Source organism: Acetobacter zythi, assembly GCF_963921165.1.
Classification (GTDB): Bacteria; Pseudomonadota; Alphaproteobacteria; order Acetobacterales; family Acetobacteraceae; genus Acetobacter.
Map to the genome: position 1 here is coordinate 1 of NZ_CAWUEO010000047.1, position 18,479 is coordinate 18,479.

Below are 18,479 nucleotides of genomic sequence, written 5' to 3' on the forward strand. Positions count from 1 at the left end.
TGCTCTCGTTCCAGACCTGCTGGGCGGGTGTGAAGGCGGGCACCATTCCGGATGCCTGCAAGACAGGAGACACCAGCAAATGAGTACAGCCGAAACCATGGAAGGCATTGCCGCCGCCTCTGGCGCGATCCTTGGCGTTGTGGGGGAAGTGGTGGAACTGGCCGAAAAATACGGGCCGGAGATCTACGCCACAATCATTGCCGCAATCGAGCAGAGCAAATCCGGCACCGGCCCGACCGATGCGGATATTCAGGCGATCATTGCCAAGTGCGTGGCCGATAACGCCGCGATCCAGAACGCATGACGCCCGATAACGAGTTCTTTCTGATCTTGGGAGGCGGGGCCGTTGGCCTCGCCTTTGTCCTGTTTGCCGCAACCGTGCGCTGGCTCAGAACCCGTGCGGATAGAGAGGATGATCAATGATCCAGTTTGCGAACTTGCGCAAATTCGCAAGTTTTGGGCTGCTGTTGTTGGCATCCGCCTGCTCCAGCCTGCCCCTGCGGGCCAAGCATGACCTGATCGGAATGCCCAGATCAGACCTGATTGCCTGCGCTGGGGTGCCGGATAACGTGGCTACCCTGCCCGATGGTGAGGTGCTGCAATGGCGGCAGGATCAACAGGTGCAGGGGCCGCTAACCCTCAAGGGGCCATTTAGTCTGGAGCTGGATCTGTCCGGGCACGGTACCTGTCATTTCGTAGCACGGATCAGAAATGGGCTTGTTATTCAGGTCGAATATACCGGTCCGAGCAATACTTTTCTGGGGAAATATGCCGCCTGCACTTCGTTAATAAATGCATGCTTGCATAATAATAAATAACACAGGTCTAAATTGTATAATTTTATATCTACAGAATATTTTGTCATATTTCATGTATTATAATAACATAAAAAATATTTGTAATTTGAAATGGCTTTTTGTAACAAAAAAAACACGTTAGATAGTGTGAGCATATGGAAGCAAGTGAGGGTCTTACGTCATGTCATTACGAGTCAGATTTGATCCTGAGTATGTTGGAGAACAAATCGGACAATTATGTTTTGAAGAAAACCGTACTGTACAAGAATTAGATTCGTACTTAGCTGGCGCAGCTTATGCTGTATGTTTGTCGTTAGGAAAAGAAAAGCCTTGGAAACAAAAAGATTTTGTTAATATTGGGCTATCTATTGTTCGTTCTGGAACTAAAAAATACCTTGATCTTACAGAAAAAAATATATTGATAAACTCAGTTCCGCAAGAAAATGATATGAAATATATGAAAAATTATGTGGAAAAATAAGAAATTTATTTTCTGTATTGTGTTTGTTTCGAATTTTTCTTCCGAGTCTTTTGCCAAAACTGTTAAAGACATTGTTGTGGGGAAAGTTATTATTCACCCATTTGCTCAAGATCAGCTCGAGGTGGGTAGTAATATACGTGGCAGTCAACACTCTTCTCCATCTGCCAGTGGCCCTCACATCCGTAACGGGGTGCGAATTAATATAGCTAACCAGGTCAAGATCGGTGCCATTTGGGACTTTGGGCCGGCTCCTGGTGGACAAATGCGTCTATTCGAAGGTGCTGCTAGCTATACTGGTTTAAAACATTTTCAATTTTCTGCCGGGGTGTTTAATCCAAGTTTTGGACTGTCATCAATGCAGCCCAGAGGTGATAGCATTTTTCCTGAACGGGCAAGCGTTGCAACAATTACCCGTGGGCTTGCCGCCGGTGCAAATCGTCAGGCGGTGCAAGCGTTATTTTATGGAAATTACTATCATTTAGCTATTTCTGGAACGGCGGGGACAGCTGGTCCGGGAAAAGACGGCAATCAAAGAGCAATTGTTTTTAGATCTGTCATTCTACCGATACATACCCAATCATTTCTTATGCATATAGGCATATCAGGCGAGTGGGTTTTTCAGCCGTCTCATAAAAGTTCTATGGCAGGTGGTGTATCATTTTCAGATACACCTGAAAATGGTGATGGATTAAACGATAAATATATAAAGACAGGTAATATTCCAGCAAAAAATGCTGGTGCCTTCGGTTTAGAAGGGGCTGCTGCATGGAAGAAACTATTGCTAACCAGTGAATACTACAACTTAATTGTTAATACAAAGCCAAACTCTAGAATAAACCGTCAAAATTTTTATGGATGGTATATTACTGCGGCATACACATTGGTTGGAAAACCGCGGGCATGGAAATCCACATCTGCAAGTTTCGCTTCTCCATCATGTGATCAGAAAATCTCAACTTTTTGTCATGGCACGGGAGTCATTGAACTGGCTACAAGGTTTTCTCAAATGGATTTAGAAAGCAGTGACGTATCTGGAGGAAGACAAAATATATGGAGTGCAAATATAAACTGGTATCCATTAGATATTATACGAGTTTCTTTGGATTACTCTCACACAAAATATTACGAGAAAGGGAATTATAAAGATTTTGATAGTATTTTATCAATGTTCCAAGTATATTTTTAATTGAAAACTATATTTATAATTAATAGCAATTTACTTCCATAATTTCTTTCAGCCTTGTCGTGTAACGAGCTGAAAGCATGGCCTGTCGTGGCTTCCAGTCCCGTTTGATCCCTGCCGAGAGTGGAAAGAGTGTGCCGCTACCAAACTTCTGGTTGATCCCGTCCATGGCGGCCAGCAGGGTCTCGTGATCTGGTTTTGCGCTAGCCATGCTGAACAGGGTACTTTGCTGTCCGTGTGGCGCCAGATCATTCAGCATGACGCCAGCTTTGGCGTAGCAGTACCCTTTGAGCCATATCTGTTTCAACAGGCGGGAAGCGTGTCGGCAAATGGTAAAGGTGTCGTTGGTCGGCTCGCAACTGATGCTGAACTGGTTCGCATACCAGCCATCATCCCGCCTGTGCCGGTTGGTCTGGATGAATACGGCGATATGGGCCGCATCCAACTTCTCCGCTCTGAGCTTCTCCGCCGCTCTGCTGGCGAAGCCGGTTATGGCTTCATGCATTTCGTCATAGGCCGTAATGGGGCGACCAAAAGACCGGGTGCAGGCCATGCCTTTTCGAGCCTCTGCCATTTCCGCTATCTGGAGGCAGCTTTCCCCCTGTAATTCAGCCTGGAGCCGCAAACCTGTAATGGCCATGATCTTGCGGATCTGCGCAGGTTTGGCCTCTACAAACTGCTCTATCGTGCGGATACCCGCATAATGCAGCTTCGGGAGCAGTCTTCGGCCCACGCCCCAGACCTCTCCCACGGAGACGTTGCGGTAAAATCTCTGGCGCATTTGTGGGTCTGTCAGGTCGCACAGCCCTTCCAGCTCCGGCCTGTCCTTGGCCAGTCCGTTAGCCAGCTTGGCAATGGTTTTGGTTGGCCCCCAGCCTACGCAGGTTGGTACCTTGGTAATCTGCTGAACAGCCTGGCGCATAGCCCCACAATGGGCATGTAAGGCGTTTGAGAAGCCGGACAAATCAAGGAACATCTCATCAATGGAATACGGTTCTACCCTTGGGCTGTAATCCAGCAGAACCTGATAGACCCTACGGCTCATATCCGCATAAAGCGGGTAGTTGCTGGAGAACCAGCGCACGTCCGACAGCTTCCGCTCATTGCGGACCAGATGCCATGCCTCTCCCATTTTGATGCCGAGCTGCTTGGCTTCTGCCGTGCGGGCAATGGCGCAGCCATCATTATTGGACAGGACGACAACCGGGCGATGCTTCAATTCCGGGTCAAAGGCCCGCTGACAGGAGCAGTAGAAGCTGTTGCAGTCGATCAGGCCGTACAGCATCAGGCTTTCTCGCGTACCACGCTGGCAACATTGGCCCAGATTTCCACATCCCGTGCAGGATCAACCTCAAGTGGTGGATGCGTGTTGTCTCCCGACACAAGCCACCACGCCTTGCCCCGCTTCTGCAATTCCGCCAGCAGAACACGCCCTGCTGCCCAGGCAATGACCAGTTGGCCTGCCTGTGGGGAGCCTGCTGTATCAGCTATCAGAATATCCCCATCCAGAATGCCCCGTGCGGCAAAGGTCGCCCCGCGCACACGCACCGGGTAACGGCTGGGATTCGCTAAATCCAGAGTCTGGGAAAGGTCAATCGGCCCCTCAACAGAATCGGATGCCGGGCTGGCAAAGCCGGTCGTGCGGTCTCCCGCATAGCGTGCATTCATCTACTTTCTCCCTAACTGAGAACATAAAGAGAACATGGTATGCAAAGTCAATCAAAAAGGTGCACGGATTTTGCACGGATTGATGTGGTTTAATATGGGTCGAAATGGTCCAATATGGACCGATATAAACCGATAGCACGCTTATTATTTTGTGGATTGTTTTCTGTAACCCGCAGAAAACTAGGGCAAACCGTGGTGGGTGCGACAGGGATTGAACCTGTGACCCCCGCCGTGTGAAGGCGATGCTCTACCGCTGAGCTACGCACCCGGTTTGTGAGCGCTTGATACATCCATCACGAATGTTTTGGCAAGAGGTGATTTGCTATTAAAGTTAAAAAAATCAGATATTTTGCTACCGGACGTTAACTGCCGGAATGAATTAAGGAGAGGGTATGCTCTTTCAGGAGCAGGAAAAGCGCAATTTTGTGACAAACCGGCGGCTGGGCAGTTCCCTTGCTATGATCGCGGGAGCCGTAAATGTCGCAGGATTTATGGATTTTGGTTATTACTGCGCCAATATGACCGGCAATGCCTCTGCCATGGCCCTTAACCTGCAAAATGGTCAATTGCTGGAGGGGGGCCGTGCAATGGAGTTGGCCGGTAGTTTTGTGCTTGGAGCTATTGTCTGCACATTTCTGGTCAACTGGGGGCGCAGTCGGCACTGGCATGCAGCTTATGCCTTTAGTATTTTACTCGAAGCGGCCCTGCTGGCTCTATTAGGGGCTGCTCATGCCTTCACGTTGCTGGGCGCACATAGCTTTCTTCCCGCTTTAACGCTCTGCTTTCTCATGGGGCTGCAAAACGCAACAGTCACCCGTATCTCAGGCTCAGTTGTGCGGACAACGCATATTACCGGTATGCTGACTGACCTTGGAATGGAAATTGCCGACTGGCTTGGGGCATGGCGACACAACCTGAGTGCTGAACATCTGGATACGATCCGTCAGCGGCTCCGGTTACATTTGCAGATCATCTGCTGTTTTGTTGGAGGCGGTGTGGCCGGGGCGTTTATATACCACGCATGGCCTGTAAGTTTTTTGTTTATTATAGCGGCTCTGCTGGCCTCATGCGCCCTACCCGGCATTGTTACAAACGCGCTCTCGGGTAGGCCCGGAAGAGCCGGGTAAATTCTGTTCGCCGGATTGGCAACCGCACCCGGTGCTAGCCCGGCGAACAGAATCCTTGTGTTTTATGCGAGCACTTCCGGGTTCAGGCGGTAGCCACCACCCTCGGTGACCAGAAGGGAGGCATGAGCAGGGTCTGGCTCAATTTTCTGGCGCAGGCGGTAAATATGGGTTTCCAGCGTATGGGTGGTCACCGCTGCGTTGTAGCCCCAGACTTCATTCAGTAGAACCTGCCGTGGCACAGGGCGGGTGCCCGCACGGTACAGAAACTTCAGAATGGCTGTTTCTTTTTCAGTCAGGCGGATACGACGGTTTTTAACCGGTTCCAGCAGCAGCTTGGCGGACGGACGGAATGTATATGGTCCGATTGAGAATACGGCGTCTTCGCTGTTTTCGAACAACCGCAACTGCGCGCGCAACCGGGCCAGAAGCTCGGCAATACGGAACGGCTTTGCCACGTAATCATTGGCGCCAGCATCCAGACCGCGCACAATATCGGCTTCATCATCCGAGCCTGTCAGCATGATCACGGGCATGCGCAGGCCTTCCTTGCGCAGTTCCGCACAAAAATCCCGACCATCGCCATCTGGTAATGACACATCAAGCAAGATGGCATCACACCGGGCGTCCGGGCCTTTCATTTTTTCACGTGCTTCGGCAAGTGTGGCGGCTTCCAGAACCAGAAACTCACCATCAACCTGCAACTGTTCCGTTAAAGCGCGGCGGATGACCTGATCGTCGTCAACAACCAAAATGGGGCGTGCACCCGTCATGTGGTTCCATCTCCTTGTGTCAGCCCTCTATAAAGTGGCTGCCTGACCTATTCTTTTGCTATCGTGCCACGAATCTTCACACAACGTAAGAACTGACATGATACGTGAGCCGCATGGCAGGCCATGAACAGAGGCAAGATATGGAGACGATAATACACGTGTGGCCCACGCCTGACAGCCGTAGCCACGCAAAACTGCATTGCGGGCACACAACAATGGCAGCAGTCATTGGCAAAAATGGCACAACAGACCAAAAGCGGGAGGGGGATATGGCCACACCGACCGGGCAGTTCACTCTCCGAAAAGTGTATTATCGCGCCGATCGAACCCACCCGCCGGTGACGACCCTACCCGTGGAAGCCCTGACCCCTCATGATGGATGGTGCGATGACCCTGCATCCCCTCAGTATAATCAACACATTACACTTCCAGATGCCGCCCGACATGAAGTTTTGTGGAGAGAGGATGACCTTTACAACCTTGTGGTTGTAATTGGTTACAACGATGCACCCGCCCTGCCCGGCTTTGGGTCTGCCATTTTTATGCATCTGCAACGCCCAGATTGCACGCCAACAGAGGGGTGCGTAGCCCTGACAGAGCAGGACCTACGTGCTGTTCTAAGGTCTGGTGCTACGTCTATTGCCATTCACGCCGCAGAAAACTGAACCGTATTTTATGCCGCCGTTTGGGGTGGAGGCATAAGACCAATAGCAACCAGCCCTACCCAGAAAGGAGGAGAGGCATCATCTTCAAGTGAGACCACCGTGATGGCGGCACCTTTCTGGATCATGAGAAAAATCAGAAAATCACTGTTTTCCATCAGAAGACGTTCTTTGTTTTCTTCCGTAATGTCCTTGGCCACAAAGCGCCAGCCCTGTTTGACCAAGGTTTCCAGCAGGGTAAAGTTCCATCCGGGCTGCCCCAGAACCTTTCCCCTCGCCTCACGGCTGAGGCCCCGGTACTGATCCAGCCGCGCAATGCCCGGACTAACCTGATACACACGCTGATGGCCAAAATGAGGGGCCAGATGGGCACAGACCAGTCCATTATAAATGGCATCCGGTGTTGCGGTAATCAGGTAATCGGCGGGGCGTTCCTCCAGACTTTCCGCCCCTTCTTCGGATAGAACTTCCGTGCACAGCACGGGCACGCCGGCTTTTTGTGCGGGTGCCAGATCTCTTGCGGAACTGTCTACCAGAAGCACTGGGGTGCCTACGTCATGCACGGTCTGTGCCAACTGGGTTGACCATTCGCTTGCCCCCACAATAGCCAGTGCCGGTTGGTTGGACAGGGTCAAGTGTAATTTACGCCCCAGCGGAATAAGCGAAAAGCCATGCAAAATCATGGTTGAGGCAATAACCGCAAAAACAGCCGGCATCACCAGACCAGCGCCGGGGTAGCCCGCATCTTGCAACCTGACCCCGGCAATGCCGGCTACTGCGGCGGCCACAATGCCGCGCGGCGCAATCCAGCCAACAAAAAAGCGCTCTCTCCAGCTCAGACTGGACCCCATGGTCGCCAGCCATATGCCCAACGGGCGAACCAGAAACAGAACCGCCAGTGTTAACGCGCCAATGGACCACGAAATACTGGCCAGTTCGTTGCGTTGCAGGTCTGCTGCCAACAGCACAAACAACACCGAGACAATGAGAACAACCAACGCCTCCTTCATGCGCTGGAGTTCACCCATTCCCGGAATACGCAGATTGACCAGCCCCATCCCGAACACCGTGGAGGCGATCAGTCCCGCGCCATCCATGCTCAACGTTCCAACCACATACAGCATGAGTGCCAGCGTGATGAACAAAGGCATCTTCATGATTTCGGGCAGAAGGTCACGCACACATAGCCACCGGACGCACCATGCCGAGCCAACGCCCAGCCCGATCATTAAGGCAGCACTCGCCAGCATATGCGGAACAATTGCGGCAAAAACAGTGCCCGAGCCTTCATCAGGGTGCATGAGGAGGACTTCAAGCACCAAAGTCGCCAAAATGGCCCCGACCGGGTCGTTCAGAATAGCTTCCCAGCGCAGGAAGGCGGCAATACGGGGCTTGAGTTTGGCATGCCGCAGCAACGGCAGCACCACCGTAGGCCCAGTTACAACCACAATCGAGCCAAACAGGAACGCTGGCCCCCAGCCCATGCCGCCAAGGTAATGGGCTGCCAGACTGCCCAGCATAAAATTAATGGGCAGCGCAACCAGCGTAAGGCGGAGCACACCTTCCCCTGCTTCCTTGAGCTGGCGAAAATCTAGCGCCAGACCGCCCTCAAAAACAATAAGGGCCACAGCAAGTGAAACCAGAGGATGAAAAGCAGAGCCAATCATTTCGGACGGATGCATAACCTGTAGCACCGGCCCGTAAAGTAACCCGAGCGAGAATAGCAACACAATAGCGGGCAGCCGGAAGCGCCAAGCCGTCCATTGTGCGAGCATACTGCCGCCCAGCACAAAAAAGACGAAAATAATTACACTATCGGTCATGCAGGTCTATCTCGTGGTCAGATGTGATCCATGTTTTTCGTGCCCAGAGCATATAGGCATGGCAGTTATACATCAAACCAAGAAGATAGACCGCAAAAGCGGTGGGTTAATACTATTTTCTAAAAAAACAATCAGTTCTCGGGCGCCTGCCGCTCCAGAACAGCAGCAAAAAATCCGTCTGTCTCGTCCCGCGCAGGGGTCAGGCTGATCATGGACTGCTCGCGCAAAGCATCGGGCAGTGATGGGGAACCGGATGGCACAAGACGAAAGTCAGGATGGCGGGCAAGGAACTGCTCCACCTGCCCTGCATTTTCCGCACGGAGGAGCGAGCATGTTGCATAAATCATACGCCCCCCCGGCTTAACCAGAGCAGCCGCACGGTCCATAATCGCGGCCTGCTTGACCAGAAGTTCGTCCAGATCAACCTGAGTAGTACGGAAGCGGGCATCCGGGTTACGCCGCCAGGTGCCTGTGCCACTGCATGGCGCATCGACCAGAACGCGGTCAAATGAGGCCGCCCGCCTTTTGGCCCATTTATCGCCTTCGGTCAGCAGATGGCGTTCCACATTATGCACCCCGGCACGACGAAGCCGCTTTACGGCCCCTTCCAGACGCACCACGGAAACATCACACGCAACAATATGGCCCTTGTTTTCCATCATCATGGCAAGAGCCAGTGTTTTGCCACCGGCCCCCGCGCAGTAGTCCAGCACGCGCATGCTGGGGTCTACACCCGCCATGGCGGCCACAAGCTGGCTGCCTTCATCCTGAATTTCGACCAGACCATCGCGGAAAGGCTTGCTGGCGGTAACCGGTTGGCGTCCTTCCAGCCGCAGCCCCCAAGGGGAGAGCTTTGTTTCCTCCGCATGCAGGCCTTCACGCGCCAATGCGTGCATGGCCTCCGAACGGGTTGTGCGCAGCATGTTAATCCGTAGGTCCAGCGAGGCAGGGTCCGCCATAGCCTTTATTTCGGATTCAAGGGTGTCTCCAAAAGTTTCTTCCAGTTTGGGAAGCAACCAGTCTGGCACTTCAAGCCGAACAGCACGCGGCATATCGGCACAGTCAAGGTCCTTGCCTATCAGGGCGGTCAGAACGGCCTGTTCGGCCTCGCTTAGCGCCCCTGCGGCAAAACGCCCGCCACCATAGATGGAAACCAGTTTTTCCATGGGGGTTCGGTCAAATACCAGTTGAGCACCCGCCAGCATGCGGGGGCTGGCAGCGCCCCCGTTCTGCTCAAGCCACCACCCCAACCTGCGCCAGTTGCGCATGATGTCCCACACAAGACCGGAAATGGCACGCCGGTCGCCGCCGCCAATGTAGCGTCTTTCTCTGAAAAAGCTGTTGGCAACGGCATCCGCTGGTTTGCGTGGTGCCGCCTCCATGGCCGCAAGCAGGTCAATGCTTGCGGCAAGTCTGGCTGTAGGTGTCATAAAGGCAGATCAGTCCTGACGATAATTAGGGGCTTCACGCGTGATGGAAACATCATGCACATGGCTTTCGCGCAGGCCTGCGCCTGTAATGCGGCGGAACTTGGCCCGCACCTGCAGATCACTGATCTCGCGCGAGCCAGTATAGCCCATGCCAGCTTTCAGCCCGCCCACAAGTTGATGAATAACGGCGGACATGCTGCCCTTGTAGGGAACACGGCCTTCAATCCCTTCAGGCACAAGCTTGAGCGCGTCCTTGACTTCCTGCTGGAAGTAACGATCCGCCGAGCCTCGCGCCATGGCGCCAAGGCTGCCCATGCCCCGGTAGGACTTGTAGGAGCGGCCCTGATACAGAAAGACCTCGCCCGGCGCTTCTTCTGTGCCAGCCAGCAAGGAGCCAATCATCACTACGTCTGCCCCGGCACCAATAGCTTTAACAATATCGCCCGATGTGCGGATGCCACCGTCTGCAATGCAGGGTACGTCCATTTCCTTACAGGCCAGAGACGTTTCCAAAATAGCCGAGAACTGGGGCACCCCAACGCCTGCCACAATGCGCGTGGTGCAGATGGACCCCGGACCAATGCCGATTTTAATACAGTCAGCCCCGGCCGAAACCAGTGCCCGGGCGGCTTCGGGTGTGGCAACGTTACCGGCGATGACCTGAATATCGTCATCCAGAGCCTTCAGGCGTTCCACCGCGGCCAGAACGCCAGCAGAGTGGCCGTGGGCGGTATCGACCACCAGAACATCCACCCCTGCGTCAATCAACAGTTTGGCGCGGCTAAAGCCGTCTTCCCCCACGCCGGTGGCGGCGGCGCAGCGCAGACGGCCCATGCTATCCTTGATAGCCAGAGGGTGCGCTACCGCCTTGTCCATGTCTTTTACGGTAATAATGCCAACACAACGGTCTGCATCATCCACAACCAGCAGTTTTTCAATCCGGTGCTTGTGCAAAAGCTGGCGGGCTGTATCCGGGTCAACGCCGTTTTTAACCGTAACCAGACGGTCCTTGGTCATAAGCTCGGAAACACGCTGCGTGGGGTCAACTGCAAAGCGGGCATCCCGGTTGGTCAGAATACCGACCAGCTTCTGTGTGCCGGGCTGCACAACCGGCAGGCCGCTAATACCGTGGCGGTGCATAATTTCCCGCACTTCGGCCAGCGTCTGGTCTGGTCCAACCGTGACCGGGTTGACCACCATGCCGGATTCAAAGCGCTTGACCCGACGCACATGCTCGGCCTGCTCTTCGGGTTTGAGGTTTTTATGAATAACGCCCAGACCGCCCTGCTGCGCCATGGCAATGGCCATGCGCTCTTCCGTTACCGTGTCCATGGCGGAAGAAATAAGAGGGATGTTAAGCTCGATGGAACGCGTCAGATGCGTACGCACCATGGTCTGACCTGGCACGACATCAGAAGCAGCCGGGACGACCAGAACATCGTCAAACGCCAGAGCTTCAGTAACACGGCTGTATGGAGAGGAAGTCATGCAGCGGGCACCCTTGCTGAATTACAACGTGGCGGGTTAACCCTGTAGCAAAGCACTGCCGCAGGTCACCCGACCTTTGGCGCTTCCTCTTATGACTTTGGCAGGGTAAACGCAAGCGCCCATAGTCATTATTCATAATGTTTTTGAAAAAAGCTGCTCAAAGGTGAGCGAACGGCAAATGCCCCGAAGGCGCAAGCCTGCGGGGGTAACCTGCCAGATTTGGGCGTAAGACCTTTATTTGCAGCCCGCGTTGCAACGGGTCATTCGGGCTTTCTGCTTTAGAAAGACGGTTTTCTGGATGTGCAATGGTGCTTTACCATCCGCCATCAGGGTTTCCCGTTCCCATGCACTGAGCAGCGTAATGCGCCAGCGTTCCCGAACGGCCTCACGCCAGCGGTTCGCGGTTTCCGCCTGAGCGGTTTGCACTGCCTGATGACCATACATGCTCGCCTCCTCCCATGCTGTAACCAGACACTACACGCAAAAAAAACCGTTTGGGTGTGATTGTTTTGTGACGGGATGTTTTCAAAACAACGCCCATTGGCGGAGGCCGATATGCGGCACCCCTTCCCTACCATTTTCATATTTGAACAGGGCGGCAAAGCAGGCCATACTTGGGCATGACCAACCGGATGCCGCTTATATTCCCCTACCTTGCCGCCTTGGGCTTGCTGGCCAGTTCTGCCCCCTCGGCTTGGGCGGCGGAAGCACAGCCCGCGGGCCATACGGGCGGCACGCTGCGTATTCTTGCGCAAAGCAGTTCTGGCACGCTGGACCCGCAGATATCCTACACCGCCCTGACCAAGTTATTTGAAACACCGGTTTATGATACGCTACTTGCCTACCCCAAATTCTCCGGGCCTGAGGCGCAGCCGGTTATTGCCAATCTGGTCGAATCTGTACCACTGCCTGAGGATGGTGGGCGCACCTACCGCCTGACCTTGCGGGAAGGATTACATTTTTCCAACGGCAAGCCTGTGACAGTGGACGATGTGGCGGCATCCTTCCGGCGGCTTTTCAAAATTGGCAGCCCAACCGCTGGACCGTATTACGGCGCCATTATTGGTGCGCAGGCCTGTCTGGAAAACCCGGGAACGTGCACACTGGCTGGCGGCATGGAAACAAATGCTAGCACGCGGCAAATTATTTTTAGGCTCAGCACCCCAGACCCCGAATTTCTGGATCGCTTGGCATGGATGCATGCCGTTATTCTGCCAGCCGAAACACCAGTACGGGACATGGGCAATACCCCCATCCCCGGAACCGGCCCTTACCGCATTGCCGAGTATGACCCAACCAGCCTTTTGCGCTTGGAACGGAACCCATTTTTTCACGAATGGTCACACAACGCGCAACCCGCGGCCTACCCTGACGCTGTACAGGTTTCCTTCGGTCTGGATGGAGAGTCTGCCGTTACTGCGGTCGAAAATGGGCAGGCGGACTGGATGTATGAGAACGTGCCGCTGGACCGGCTGGGCGAGGTCGGCAGCCGCTACGCCGATCAGGTCCGGCTTTACGCCCCTCTTCTGTCCTATTTTGCCATGCTGAATGTGCATGAACCTCCCTTTACGTCTCTTAAGGTCCGTCAGGCTCTGAATTACGCCGTAAACCGGCACGCCATGATTATTTACAGGGGCGGTCCAGCGGTGGCCTCGCCTTTATGCCAGATCCTGCCCGATGGCACACCGGGTTACGAACCCTTCTGCTTTTACACGCAAGGGGCATCCCCCACGCACCCGGCGGAACACTGGGTCAAACCAGATATGGATACAGCCCGCCGTCTGGTTAAAGAAAGTGGCATGGCTGGGCAAAAGGTCACCATTATTGTGCCATCCGAACAGCACGGAAGTGCAACGGCGGAAGACATACGCAATACATTGGAAATGCTTGGGTTCAAGGCAACAGTCCGCAGTATAAGCCCCGCCATTGCGTTTACGTATATCCAGAATACACAAAACCATTTTCAAATTGCACTGGCAGGCTGGAATGCGGATTACCCTTCCGCATCCAGTTTTCTGCAAACCCTATTCTCTTGCGAGACCTTTCACCCCAATTCCGATAACTCGCCCAATTATTCCGGATTTTGCGACCCTCATATTGATCAACTCATGCACGAAGCCGCCATGCTGGCATTGACGGATAGAGCCGCCAGCAATCATGCTTGGTCGGAAGTGGATCGGGAGGTTATGGCGCAGGCACCTTTTGTTCCACTCTCTCAGACCCAAAGGGTTGTTCTGTTATCGCGCCGTGCCAGAAACGTCATTATTACCCTGAATGATGAAATTCTATTTTCGCAAATTCAGGTGCAATAAATGAGCGTTCATTCCGCAGCCTGTTGCACCTGCCGCACGACATCATGAATAAAGCGGAGTTTTGTGCGCACCCCCGCCGTGAGCACAAAAGGATAAAAATCGGCAAGGCCCATGGAGCGGTTCAGACTGTTAACGGCATAGGTTAACGGTAGCCATGCCTCTATCATTTCATCAAACGGCATGTGCAGATAAGGGTCATTTTTATGGGTTAGAATGGTTTGCCCATCGACCTTTTGACCAATGGTCATGTCATAAGACAGAGCAGTTTCCAACGTGGAGACAATGTGGAAGTAGTGCGCCCATGTTTCCGCAAAATCCTCCCACGGATGAGACATCGCATACAGGCTGACATAATGCTCCCGCCAATTCCCCGGTGTTATGCGTGCATAGTGGTTTTGTAGTGCAGTCTGATAATCCATCCGGTCATCACCAAACACAGCGCGACACGGCTCCAGCCGACCTCCATCACGAATAAGAACATTCCAGTAGTAATGGCCAATTTCGTGCCGGAAATGGCCCAAAAGGGTGCGGTAATACTCTCCCATTTCCACACGCATGCGCTCCCTGTAGGCATCGTCCGCCTCTTTGGTCGCAATTGTGATGATGCCGTTGCTATGGCCTGTCATGATGGGAAGGTCGCTTTGTGGAGAATCATCCAAAAAATCGAACGCCAACCCTTCCCGCGGGTCCTGTCGTCGGTTTTTAACCGGGAGTTTTAAGCGCAGAATGGTGTAGAACAGCCGGTGCTTGGCAATTTCCAGCTTGTGCCATCGCTCCATGTTGCCCGGTATGTTGAGGTTGGGAATAACCCGGTTGAACTGGCATGCAAAACAGAACGCCCCGGTACCCTGCGCAGGGGAAGCCAGCCAATTACACACATCATAAATGTGATTGGTGCAGAACGCTCGGGGGGCGTCCTCTGTACCGCAATCAACCGCGCGATAGAGCCCCCCTCCCACGGGGGAAAGTGCGGTAAGGTTGGCACTTTCGGGCATAAAACCCAGTGGGGCATGGCACTGGTTACAGCGGGTGTTTTCAAAAAACAGTAATTGCCCACAGGATTGGCAGGTAAAGCGCTTCATCCTGCACTTCCTTTTAACATTCAGCGGCCAAAGATTTATTCTTTGAAATCTCTTATCACGTAAACAGCCGTTCCACCTTCATGGAAACATTAAATGTTGCTTCACATCGGTCTAATAGGCCCGAAACAGGGGCTGCATTTTCCGGTCTGGCTGCAACAGCGAGAGGAATATGCCCCTCCCCGGTCAGGAGGCCTGATGTCGTATCAAACCCCAGCCAGCCGCGTTCGGGTATAAAAATCTGTGCCCATGCGTGGAGTTCGCCAGTCAGAACCTCTTCGCCATCGGCCGTTATGGCACTCTGGATCAAATAGCCTGAGACAAACCGGGCAGCATGCCCCAGATACCGGGCTATATTAACAAAAAGCCAGGCACTATCCCGGCAGGAGCCGGCCCCATTGCGGAGTGTTTCCTCCGCAGACCATACACCCGGTTCCAGACGGCGCTGGTAGCTGACCCGCTTGGCGATGCCGCGATTGATCGCCATCATGTCCCCCAGCATGTCTCCGCTCATGCCGATGGAGTAATTGGACAGAAAATCCCGAACCTCCGGCCCGCAATCTGGAGGCATGGAATAATCGTCCAGAAAGCTGTCTTCCTGATCTTCGCTCGAACGGGTCTGGAGAAGCGGGTCATAGGCGGTCATGTCCGCAATAAGCGAGACTTCGATATCAAAATGTGTCAGGCGGTCAAGAAAACCAATGCAGGCAACATCATTCCCGCACGAATCACGCTCCCATCGCAGGTTAAAGCCTTCCGGCCGGATGTGCAGAGCATAAGATTCAATGGGGGTGCGGCTGCTTTGCATCGGGCGCAGGCGTATTGTCTGTGGCCCCAGAGCTACGGGGCGGTCGTAACGGTAGCAGGTCCGGTGCAAAAGCGTTACGTGTGAACTCATCAGAAATACGGTCCTGCTCTTTTTGCGACCTGACGCAATGTGCCGCTGATATCTGTTTGGTATCAGAACAATAATTCAGCACAAAATCATAGCATTCTGTGCAAGCCACGCAAGGGACCCATGCGGGTTTGTTCAAACAAAATGTGAGCGCGTATTTTGTGCTTGGCAAATGCCGGAAATCCTGCTCCGTTAATACATATTCGAAACGTTTTGGCGGGCCGGACCCTTCTCTCCTTCAGTCCCGAACGCCAGATGGGAGGCTTTTATGACAAACGCCCTACACCTTGCCCCTCCCCCAACACGCGGACTGCTGGATAATTACGCAACGCCCGATTTTTATTGCGAATTGATGAACCGCAAATCTCCCACACCCCCCATTATCGAGTGCGTAAAAAAACGTCTATCCGCATTGCAGATACAGGAACTTAAAAACAGAACAGCCTCGGCAGAAGCGCAGCTTTACAGAATGGGCATAACCTTTACCGTCTATACTGACCGGGAGGCGATTGACCGTATTCTACCGTTTGATGCCATTCCGCGCATTATTACAGCAAACGAATGGCACCATATAGAACGCGGCGTTCAACAGCGCATTCAGGCGATCAATCTGTTCTTGCATGATATTTACCATGAGCAACACATTCTAAAAGATGGCGTGGTGCCAGCCGAACTTGTGCTGAAAAATGCAAATTACTGTCAGGCCATGGTCGGTCTTTCCGTGCCCGGCGGGGTTTATGTCCATATCAATGGCACGGATCTGATCCGTGACCAGCAGGGCCGTTTTCTGGTGCTGGAGGATAATGCACGCACCCCCTCTGGCGTATCTTACGTTATAGAAAACCGACATATGATGCTCAGGCTCATGCCTGATCTGGCATCTGGCCTGCCCATACGTTCTGTTGAGGAATACGGCCCACGCCTGCACCATGCTTTGTGCGAAGTCGCCCCTGAAGGTGTGGATGATCCTCAGGTCGTTCTGCTCTCCCCCGGTATTTATAATTCCGCGTATTTTGAGCATGTCTTTTTATCGCGTGAAATGGGGGTACCCCTTGTGGAAGGCCGGGATCTGTTCGTGGATGACCATAAGGTGTTCATGCGCACAGTTATGGGGCCAAAACCCGTACACTCCATTTACCGCCGCCTAAATGATGAATTCCTTGATCCACTTGCATTTAACCCTGACAGTCTTCTGGGGGTGCCGGGTCTGGTGGAAGCCTACAGGCGGGGCAATGTAACGCTTGCAAACGCTCTGGGCACGGGCGTTGCGGACGATAAGGCCGTCTACGCTTATATGCCGCGCATTATCCGCTATTATCTGGATCAGGAACCAATTTTGGAGAGTGTGGAAACACACATATGCGCAGAGCCGGAAGGACTGGCCTACACGCTGGCAAATCTCGACAAACTGGTTGTTAAACCTGTTGGTGAATCCGGTGGGTATGGCCTGCTTATCGGCCCACAGGCCACGCAGGCGGAACTGGATGATTTTAGCCAAAAATTACGCAACAATCCGGGTAATTACATAAGCCAGCCGACTATTGGGCTGTCTGTTACACCAACGCTATGTGGCAACGCGGTAGAAGCCCGCCATGTTGACCTGAGACCCTTTGCTGTTACGGGGCGTTCTGTATGGGTCATGCCCGGTGGCCTCTCGCGCGTTGCCCTGCGTAAGGGGTCTTTGGTGGTCAACTCATCCCAAGGTGGCGGTTCAAAAGATACATGGGTCATGGCGTCATGATAATTGTTTCCCCAACTCCCCTCCTGTCGCGCTATGCGGAATGTATGATGTGGCTTGCACGCTACATGGAACGCATGGAAAATCTGGCCCGCTTGCTGGAGGTTACGGAGACTTTTGTCCGCAATGCGGAAGGCCAGACGGCATGGGATTCCATCCTTGCCATCAATTCGGACGAGAGCCTGTTTGAGCAGATACACCCCACCTCTGAACATGCAGCGATTGTCCCGTTTTATGTAACGGAAACACGCAACCCGGCATCACTGGTCTCGCTCGCGCAGCAAGTGCGTGAAAATGCGCGCGCTGTGCGCCCCCTTGTGTCTATTGAATTATGGACACAGCTGAATGTTTTTTCCCGCAATCTGCTTAATCTCAAAAATGGAGATATGGCAGACCATAACCTTGCCGAACTCTGCACCCGTGTCCGGCAGGACTGCCAGACCCATTTTGGCATTGCCGAAGGCACGCTCTACCGTGATCAGGCATGGCTTTTCTATCGGTTAGGCAAAGCACTGGAGCGGAGTGACCAGATCACGCGTCTGATTGATATTCGCTACCATATGCTCCTCCCCCAATCTGAAGTGCCGGGGTCTGATATTGACCTGACACAATGGACATCAGTCCTCCGTTCAGCCGCGGCCTACCATGCCTTCCGGCGGTTACGGCCCGTAACCCTGACACCCGCCAATATTGTAGGGTTCTTGCTCAAGAATGATGGTTTTCCCCGCTCCCTCAGCACAATTCTACGTCAGATTGATGAAACACTGACCCTTCTGGCTGCCCATGAAAATCTGCGCCAGATATGTTCCCCTCTTTTGGAATGCGTTGCCGAACTGCGGGCTAGTCTACAGGACCAGACCGCCGAAGAAATTATTATTCGTGGGTTGCACGACTATATGAGCTGGATTCAGACACAGATCAGAGATTTACAAAATGCCATTGCCATAACATTCTGGCCCGCGACAACACATCAGGAACCCGCTACAATCAAAGCTACAATGCAGGAACAAAGCTAGATCGGGTTGC

18 protein-coding genes and 1 tRNA gene are annotated in these 18,479 nt (G+C 53.3%); 9 read left to right on the forward strand and 10 right to left on the reverse strand.

Features of this window, described 5'->3' with window-relative positions; translation table 11 throughout:
* Positions 1-79: 79 nt before the first annotated feature.
* From AABE20_RS13295 to AABE20_RS13310, 4 genes are all read left to right on the forward strand, one after another.
* Positions 80-304, forward strand: a complete 225-nt coding sequence (locus AABE20_RS13295) for a hypothetical protein (protein WP_338333527.1) — start codon at positions 80-82, stop codon at positions 302-304.
* Positions 305-419: 115 nt separating this feature from the next.
* Complete coding sequence (locus AABE20_RS13300) at positions 420-818, forward strand: hypothetical protein (RefSeq protein WP_338333528.1); 399 nt, start codon at positions 420-422, stop codon at positions 816-818.
* Positions 819-978: 160 nt separating this feature from the next.
* Positions 979-1,278, forward strand: a complete 300-nt coding sequence (locus tag AABE20_RS13305; RefSeq protein ID WP_338333529.1) for a hypothetical protein — start codon at positions 979-981, stop codon at positions 1,276-1,278.
* A complete protein-coding gene (locus tag AABE20_RS13310) occupies positions 1,265-2,464 on the forward strand; it encodes an OprO/OprP family phosphate-selective porin (RefSeq protein WP_338333530.1) in 1,200 nt (399 codons plus the stop codon). The genes AABE20_RS13305 and AABE20_RS13310 overlap by 14 nt, the downstream gene beginning before the upstream one ends.
* 19 nt (positions 2,465-2,483) lie before the next feature.
* Here AABE20_RS13310 and AABE20_RS13315 read toward each other — a convergent pair whose 3' ends face one another.
* From AABE20_RS13315 to AABE20_RS13325, 3 genes are all read right to left on the reverse strand, one after another.
* On the reverse strand, positions 2,484-3,746 hold the full coding sequence (locus AABE20_RS13315) for a Y-family DNA polymerase (protein WP_338333531.1): 1,263 nt from the start codon (positions 3,744-3,746) through the stop codon (positions 2,484-2,486).
* Entirely contained in the window at positions 3,746-4,129 is a 384-nt protein-coding gene (locus AABE20_RS13320) for a LexA family protein (protein WP_338333532.1), read from the reverse strand. The genes AABE20_RS13315 and AABE20_RS13320 overlap by 1 nt, the downstream gene beginning before the upstream one ends.
* 193 nt (positions 4,130-4,322) lie before the next feature.
* Positions 4,323-4,397 (reverse strand) — tRNA-Val (locus tag AABE20_RS13325).
* 124 nt (positions 4,398-4,521) lie between these two features.
* On the opposite strand from AABE20_RS13325, the gene AABE20_RS13330 reads away from it, so the two are divergent.
* Positions 4,522-5,256: a YoaK family protein gene (locus tag AABE20_RS13330; RefSeq protein ID WP_338333533.1), complete on the forward strand. Its 735-nt coding sequence runs from the start codon at positions 4,522-4,524 to the stop codon at positions 5,254-5,256.
* Between the two features lie 62 nt (positions 5,257-5,318).
* Here AABE20_RS13330 and AABE20_RS13335 read toward each other — a convergent pair whose 3' ends face one another.
* Entirely contained in the window at positions 5,319-6,026 is a 708-nt protein-coding gene (locus tag AABE20_RS13335; protein ID WP_338333534.1) for a response regulator transcription factor, read from the reverse strand.
* A gap of 140 nt (positions 6,027-6,166) precedes the next feature.
* On the opposite strand from AABE20_RS13335, the gene AABE20_RS13340 reads away from it, so the two are divergent.
* Entirely contained in the window at positions 6,167-6,691 is a 525-nt protein-coding gene (locus tag AABE20_RS13340) for a L,D-transpeptidase family protein (RefSeq protein WP_338333535.1), read from the forward strand.
* A gap of 8 nt (positions 6,692-6,699) precedes the next feature.
* Here the strand turns inward: AABE20_RS13340 and AABE20_RS13345 are convergent, their stop codons facing one another.
* The 4 genes from AABE20_RS13345 to AABE20_RS13360 form a co-directional block, all read right to left on the reverse strand.
* On the reverse strand, positions 6,700-8,511 hold the full coding sequence (locus AABE20_RS13345) for a cation:proton antiporter (RefSeq protein WP_338333536.1): 1,812 nt from the start codon (positions 8,509-8,511) through the stop codon (positions 6,700-6,702).
* Positions 8,512-8,642: 131 nt separating this feature from the next.
* Positions 8,643-9,941, reverse strand: a complete 1,299-nt coding sequence (locus tag AABE20_RS13350; RefSeq protein WP_338333537.1) for an RsmB/NOP family class I SAM-dependent RNA methyltransferase — start codon at positions 9,939-9,941, stop codon at positions 8,643-8,645.
* Between the two features lie 9 nt (positions 9,942-9,950).
* Complete coding sequence (gene guaB, locus AABE20_RS13355; RefSeq protein WP_338333538.1) at positions 9,951-11,429, reverse strand: IMP dehydrogenase; 1,479 nt, start codon at positions 11,427-11,429, stop codon at positions 9,951-9,953.
* 234 nt (positions 11,430-11,663) lie between these two features.
* Positions 11,664-11,873, reverse strand: a complete 210-nt coding sequence (locus tag AABE20_RS13360; RefSeq protein WP_338333539.1) for a hypothetical protein — start codon at positions 11,871-11,873, stop codon at positions 11,664-11,666.
* A 176-nt stretch (positions 11,874-12,049) separates the two neighbouring features.
* On the opposite strand from AABE20_RS13360, the gene AABE20_RS13365 reads away from it, so the two are divergent.
* Positions 12,050-13,741, forward strand: coding sequence for an ABC transporter substrate-binding protein (locus tag AABE20_RS13365; protein ID WP_338333540.1), 1,692 nt, complete (start codon positions 12,050-12,052; stop codon positions 13,739-13,741).
* 8 nt (positions 13,742-13,749) lie between these two features.
* Here the strand turns inward: AABE20_RS13365 and AABE20_RS13370 are convergent, their stop codons facing one another.
* Positions 13,750-14,823 carry a zinc-binding metallopeptidase family protein gene (locus tag AABE20_RS13370; RefSeq protein WP_338333541.1) on the reverse strand — a complete coding sequence of 358 codons (1,074 nt, stop codon included), beginning with the start codon at positions 14,821-14,823 and terminating at the stop codon, positions 13,750-13,752.
* Positions 14,824-14,878: 55 nt separating this feature from the next.
* On the reverse strand, positions 14,879-15,718 hold the full coding sequence (locus AABE20_RS13375) for a transglutaminase family protein (protein ID WP_338333542.1): 840 nt from the start codon (positions 15,716-15,718) through the stop codon (positions 14,879-14,881).
* A 265-nt stretch (positions 15,719-15,983) separates the two neighbouring features.
* On the opposite strand from AABE20_RS13375, the gene AABE20_RS13380 reads away from it, so the two are divergent.
* Entirely contained in the window at positions 15,984-17,456 is a 1,473-nt protein-coding gene (locus tag AABE20_RS13380) for a circularly permuted type 2 ATP-grasp protein (RefSeq protein WP_338333543.1), read from the forward strand.
* Complete coding sequence (locus tag AABE20_RS13385; RefSeq protein WP_338333544.1) at positions 17,438-18,469, forward strand: alpha-E domain-containing protein; 1,032 nt, start codon at positions 17,438-17,440, stop codon at positions 18,467-18,469. The genes AABE20_RS13380 and AABE20_RS13385 overlap by 19 nt, the downstream gene beginning before the upstream one ends.
* The last annotated feature ends 10 nt before the right edge of the window (positions 18,470-18,479 follow it).

Excerpts from the sequence above, each read along its gene's own strand:
- AABE20_RS13330 (WP_338333533.1), top strand. The coding sequence starts at position 4,522 with ATGCTCTTTCAGGAGCAGGAAAAGCGCAATTTTGTGACAAACCGGCGG.
- AABE20_RS13375 (WP_338333542.1), bottom strand. The coding sequence starts at position 15,718 with ATGAGTTCACACGTAACGCTTTTGCACCGGACCTGCTACCGTTACGAC.
- AABE20_RS13315 (WP_338333531.1), bottom strand. The coding sequence starts at position 3,746 with ATGCTGTACGGCCTGATCGACTGCAACAGCTTCTACTGCTCCTGTCAG.
- AABE20_RS13380 (WP_338333543.1), top strand. The coding sequence starts at position 15,984 with ATGACAAACGCCCTACACCTTGCCCCTCCCCCAACACGCGGACTGCTG.
- guaB (WP_338333538.1), bottom strand. The coding sequence starts at position 11,429 with ATGACTTCCTCTCCATACAGCCGTGTTACTGAAGCTCTGGCGTTTGAC.
- AABE20_RS13320 (WP_338333532.1), bottom strand. The coding sequence starts at position 4,129 with ATGAATGCACGCTATGCGGGAGACCGCACGACCGGCTTTGCCAGCCCG.
- AABE20_RS13305 (WP_338333529.1), top strand. The coding sequence starts at position 979 with ATGTCATTACGAGTCAGATTTGATCCTGAGTATGTTGGAGAACAAATC.
- AABE20_RS13370 (WP_338333541.1), bottom strand. The coding sequence starts at position 14,823 with ATGAAGCGCTTTACCTGCCAATCCTGTGGGCAATTACTGTTTTTTGAA.
- AABE20_RS13350 (WP_338333537.1), bottom strand. The coding sequence starts at position 9,941 with ATGACACCTACAGCCAGACTTGCCGCAAGCATTGACCTGCTTGCGGCC.
- AABE20_RS13300 (WP_338333528.1), top strand. The coding sequence starts at position 420 with ATGATCCAGTTTGCGAACTTGCGCAAATTCGCAAGTTTTGGGCTGCTG.
- AABE20_RS13345 (WP_338333536.1), bottom strand. The coding sequence starts at position 8,511 with ATGACCGATAGTGTAATTATTTTCGTCTTTTTTGTGCTGGGCGGCAGT.
- AABE20_RS13385 (WP_338333544.1), top strand. The coding sequence starts at position 17,438 with ATGGGTCATGGCGTCATGATAATTGTTTCCCCAACTCCCCTCCTGTCG.
- AABE20_RS13335 (WP_338333534.1), bottom strand. The coding sequence starts at position 6,026 with ATGACGGGTGCACGCCCCATTTTGGTTGTTGACGACGATCAGGTCATC.
- AABE20_RS13360 (WP_338333539.1), bottom strand. The coding sequence starts at position 11,873 with ATGTATGGTCATCAGGCAGTGCAAACCGCTCAGGCGGAAACCGCGAAC.
- AABE20_RS13295 (WP_338333527.1), top strand. The coding sequence starts at position 80 with ATGAGTACAGCCGAAACCATGGAAGGCATTGCCGCCGCCTCTGGCGCG.
- AABE20_RS13340 (WP_338333535.1), top strand. The coding sequence starts at position 6,167 with ATGGAGACGATAATACACGTGTGGCCCACGCCTGACAGCCGTAGCCAC.
- AABE20_RS13310 (WP_338333530.1), top strand. The coding sequence starts at position 1,265 with ATGTGGAAAAATAAGAAATTTATTTTCTGTATTGTGTTTGTTTCGAAT.
- AABE20_RS13365 (WP_338333540.1), top strand. The coding sequence starts at position 12,050 with ATGACCAACCGGATGCCGCTTATATTCCCCTACCTTGCCGCCTTGGGC.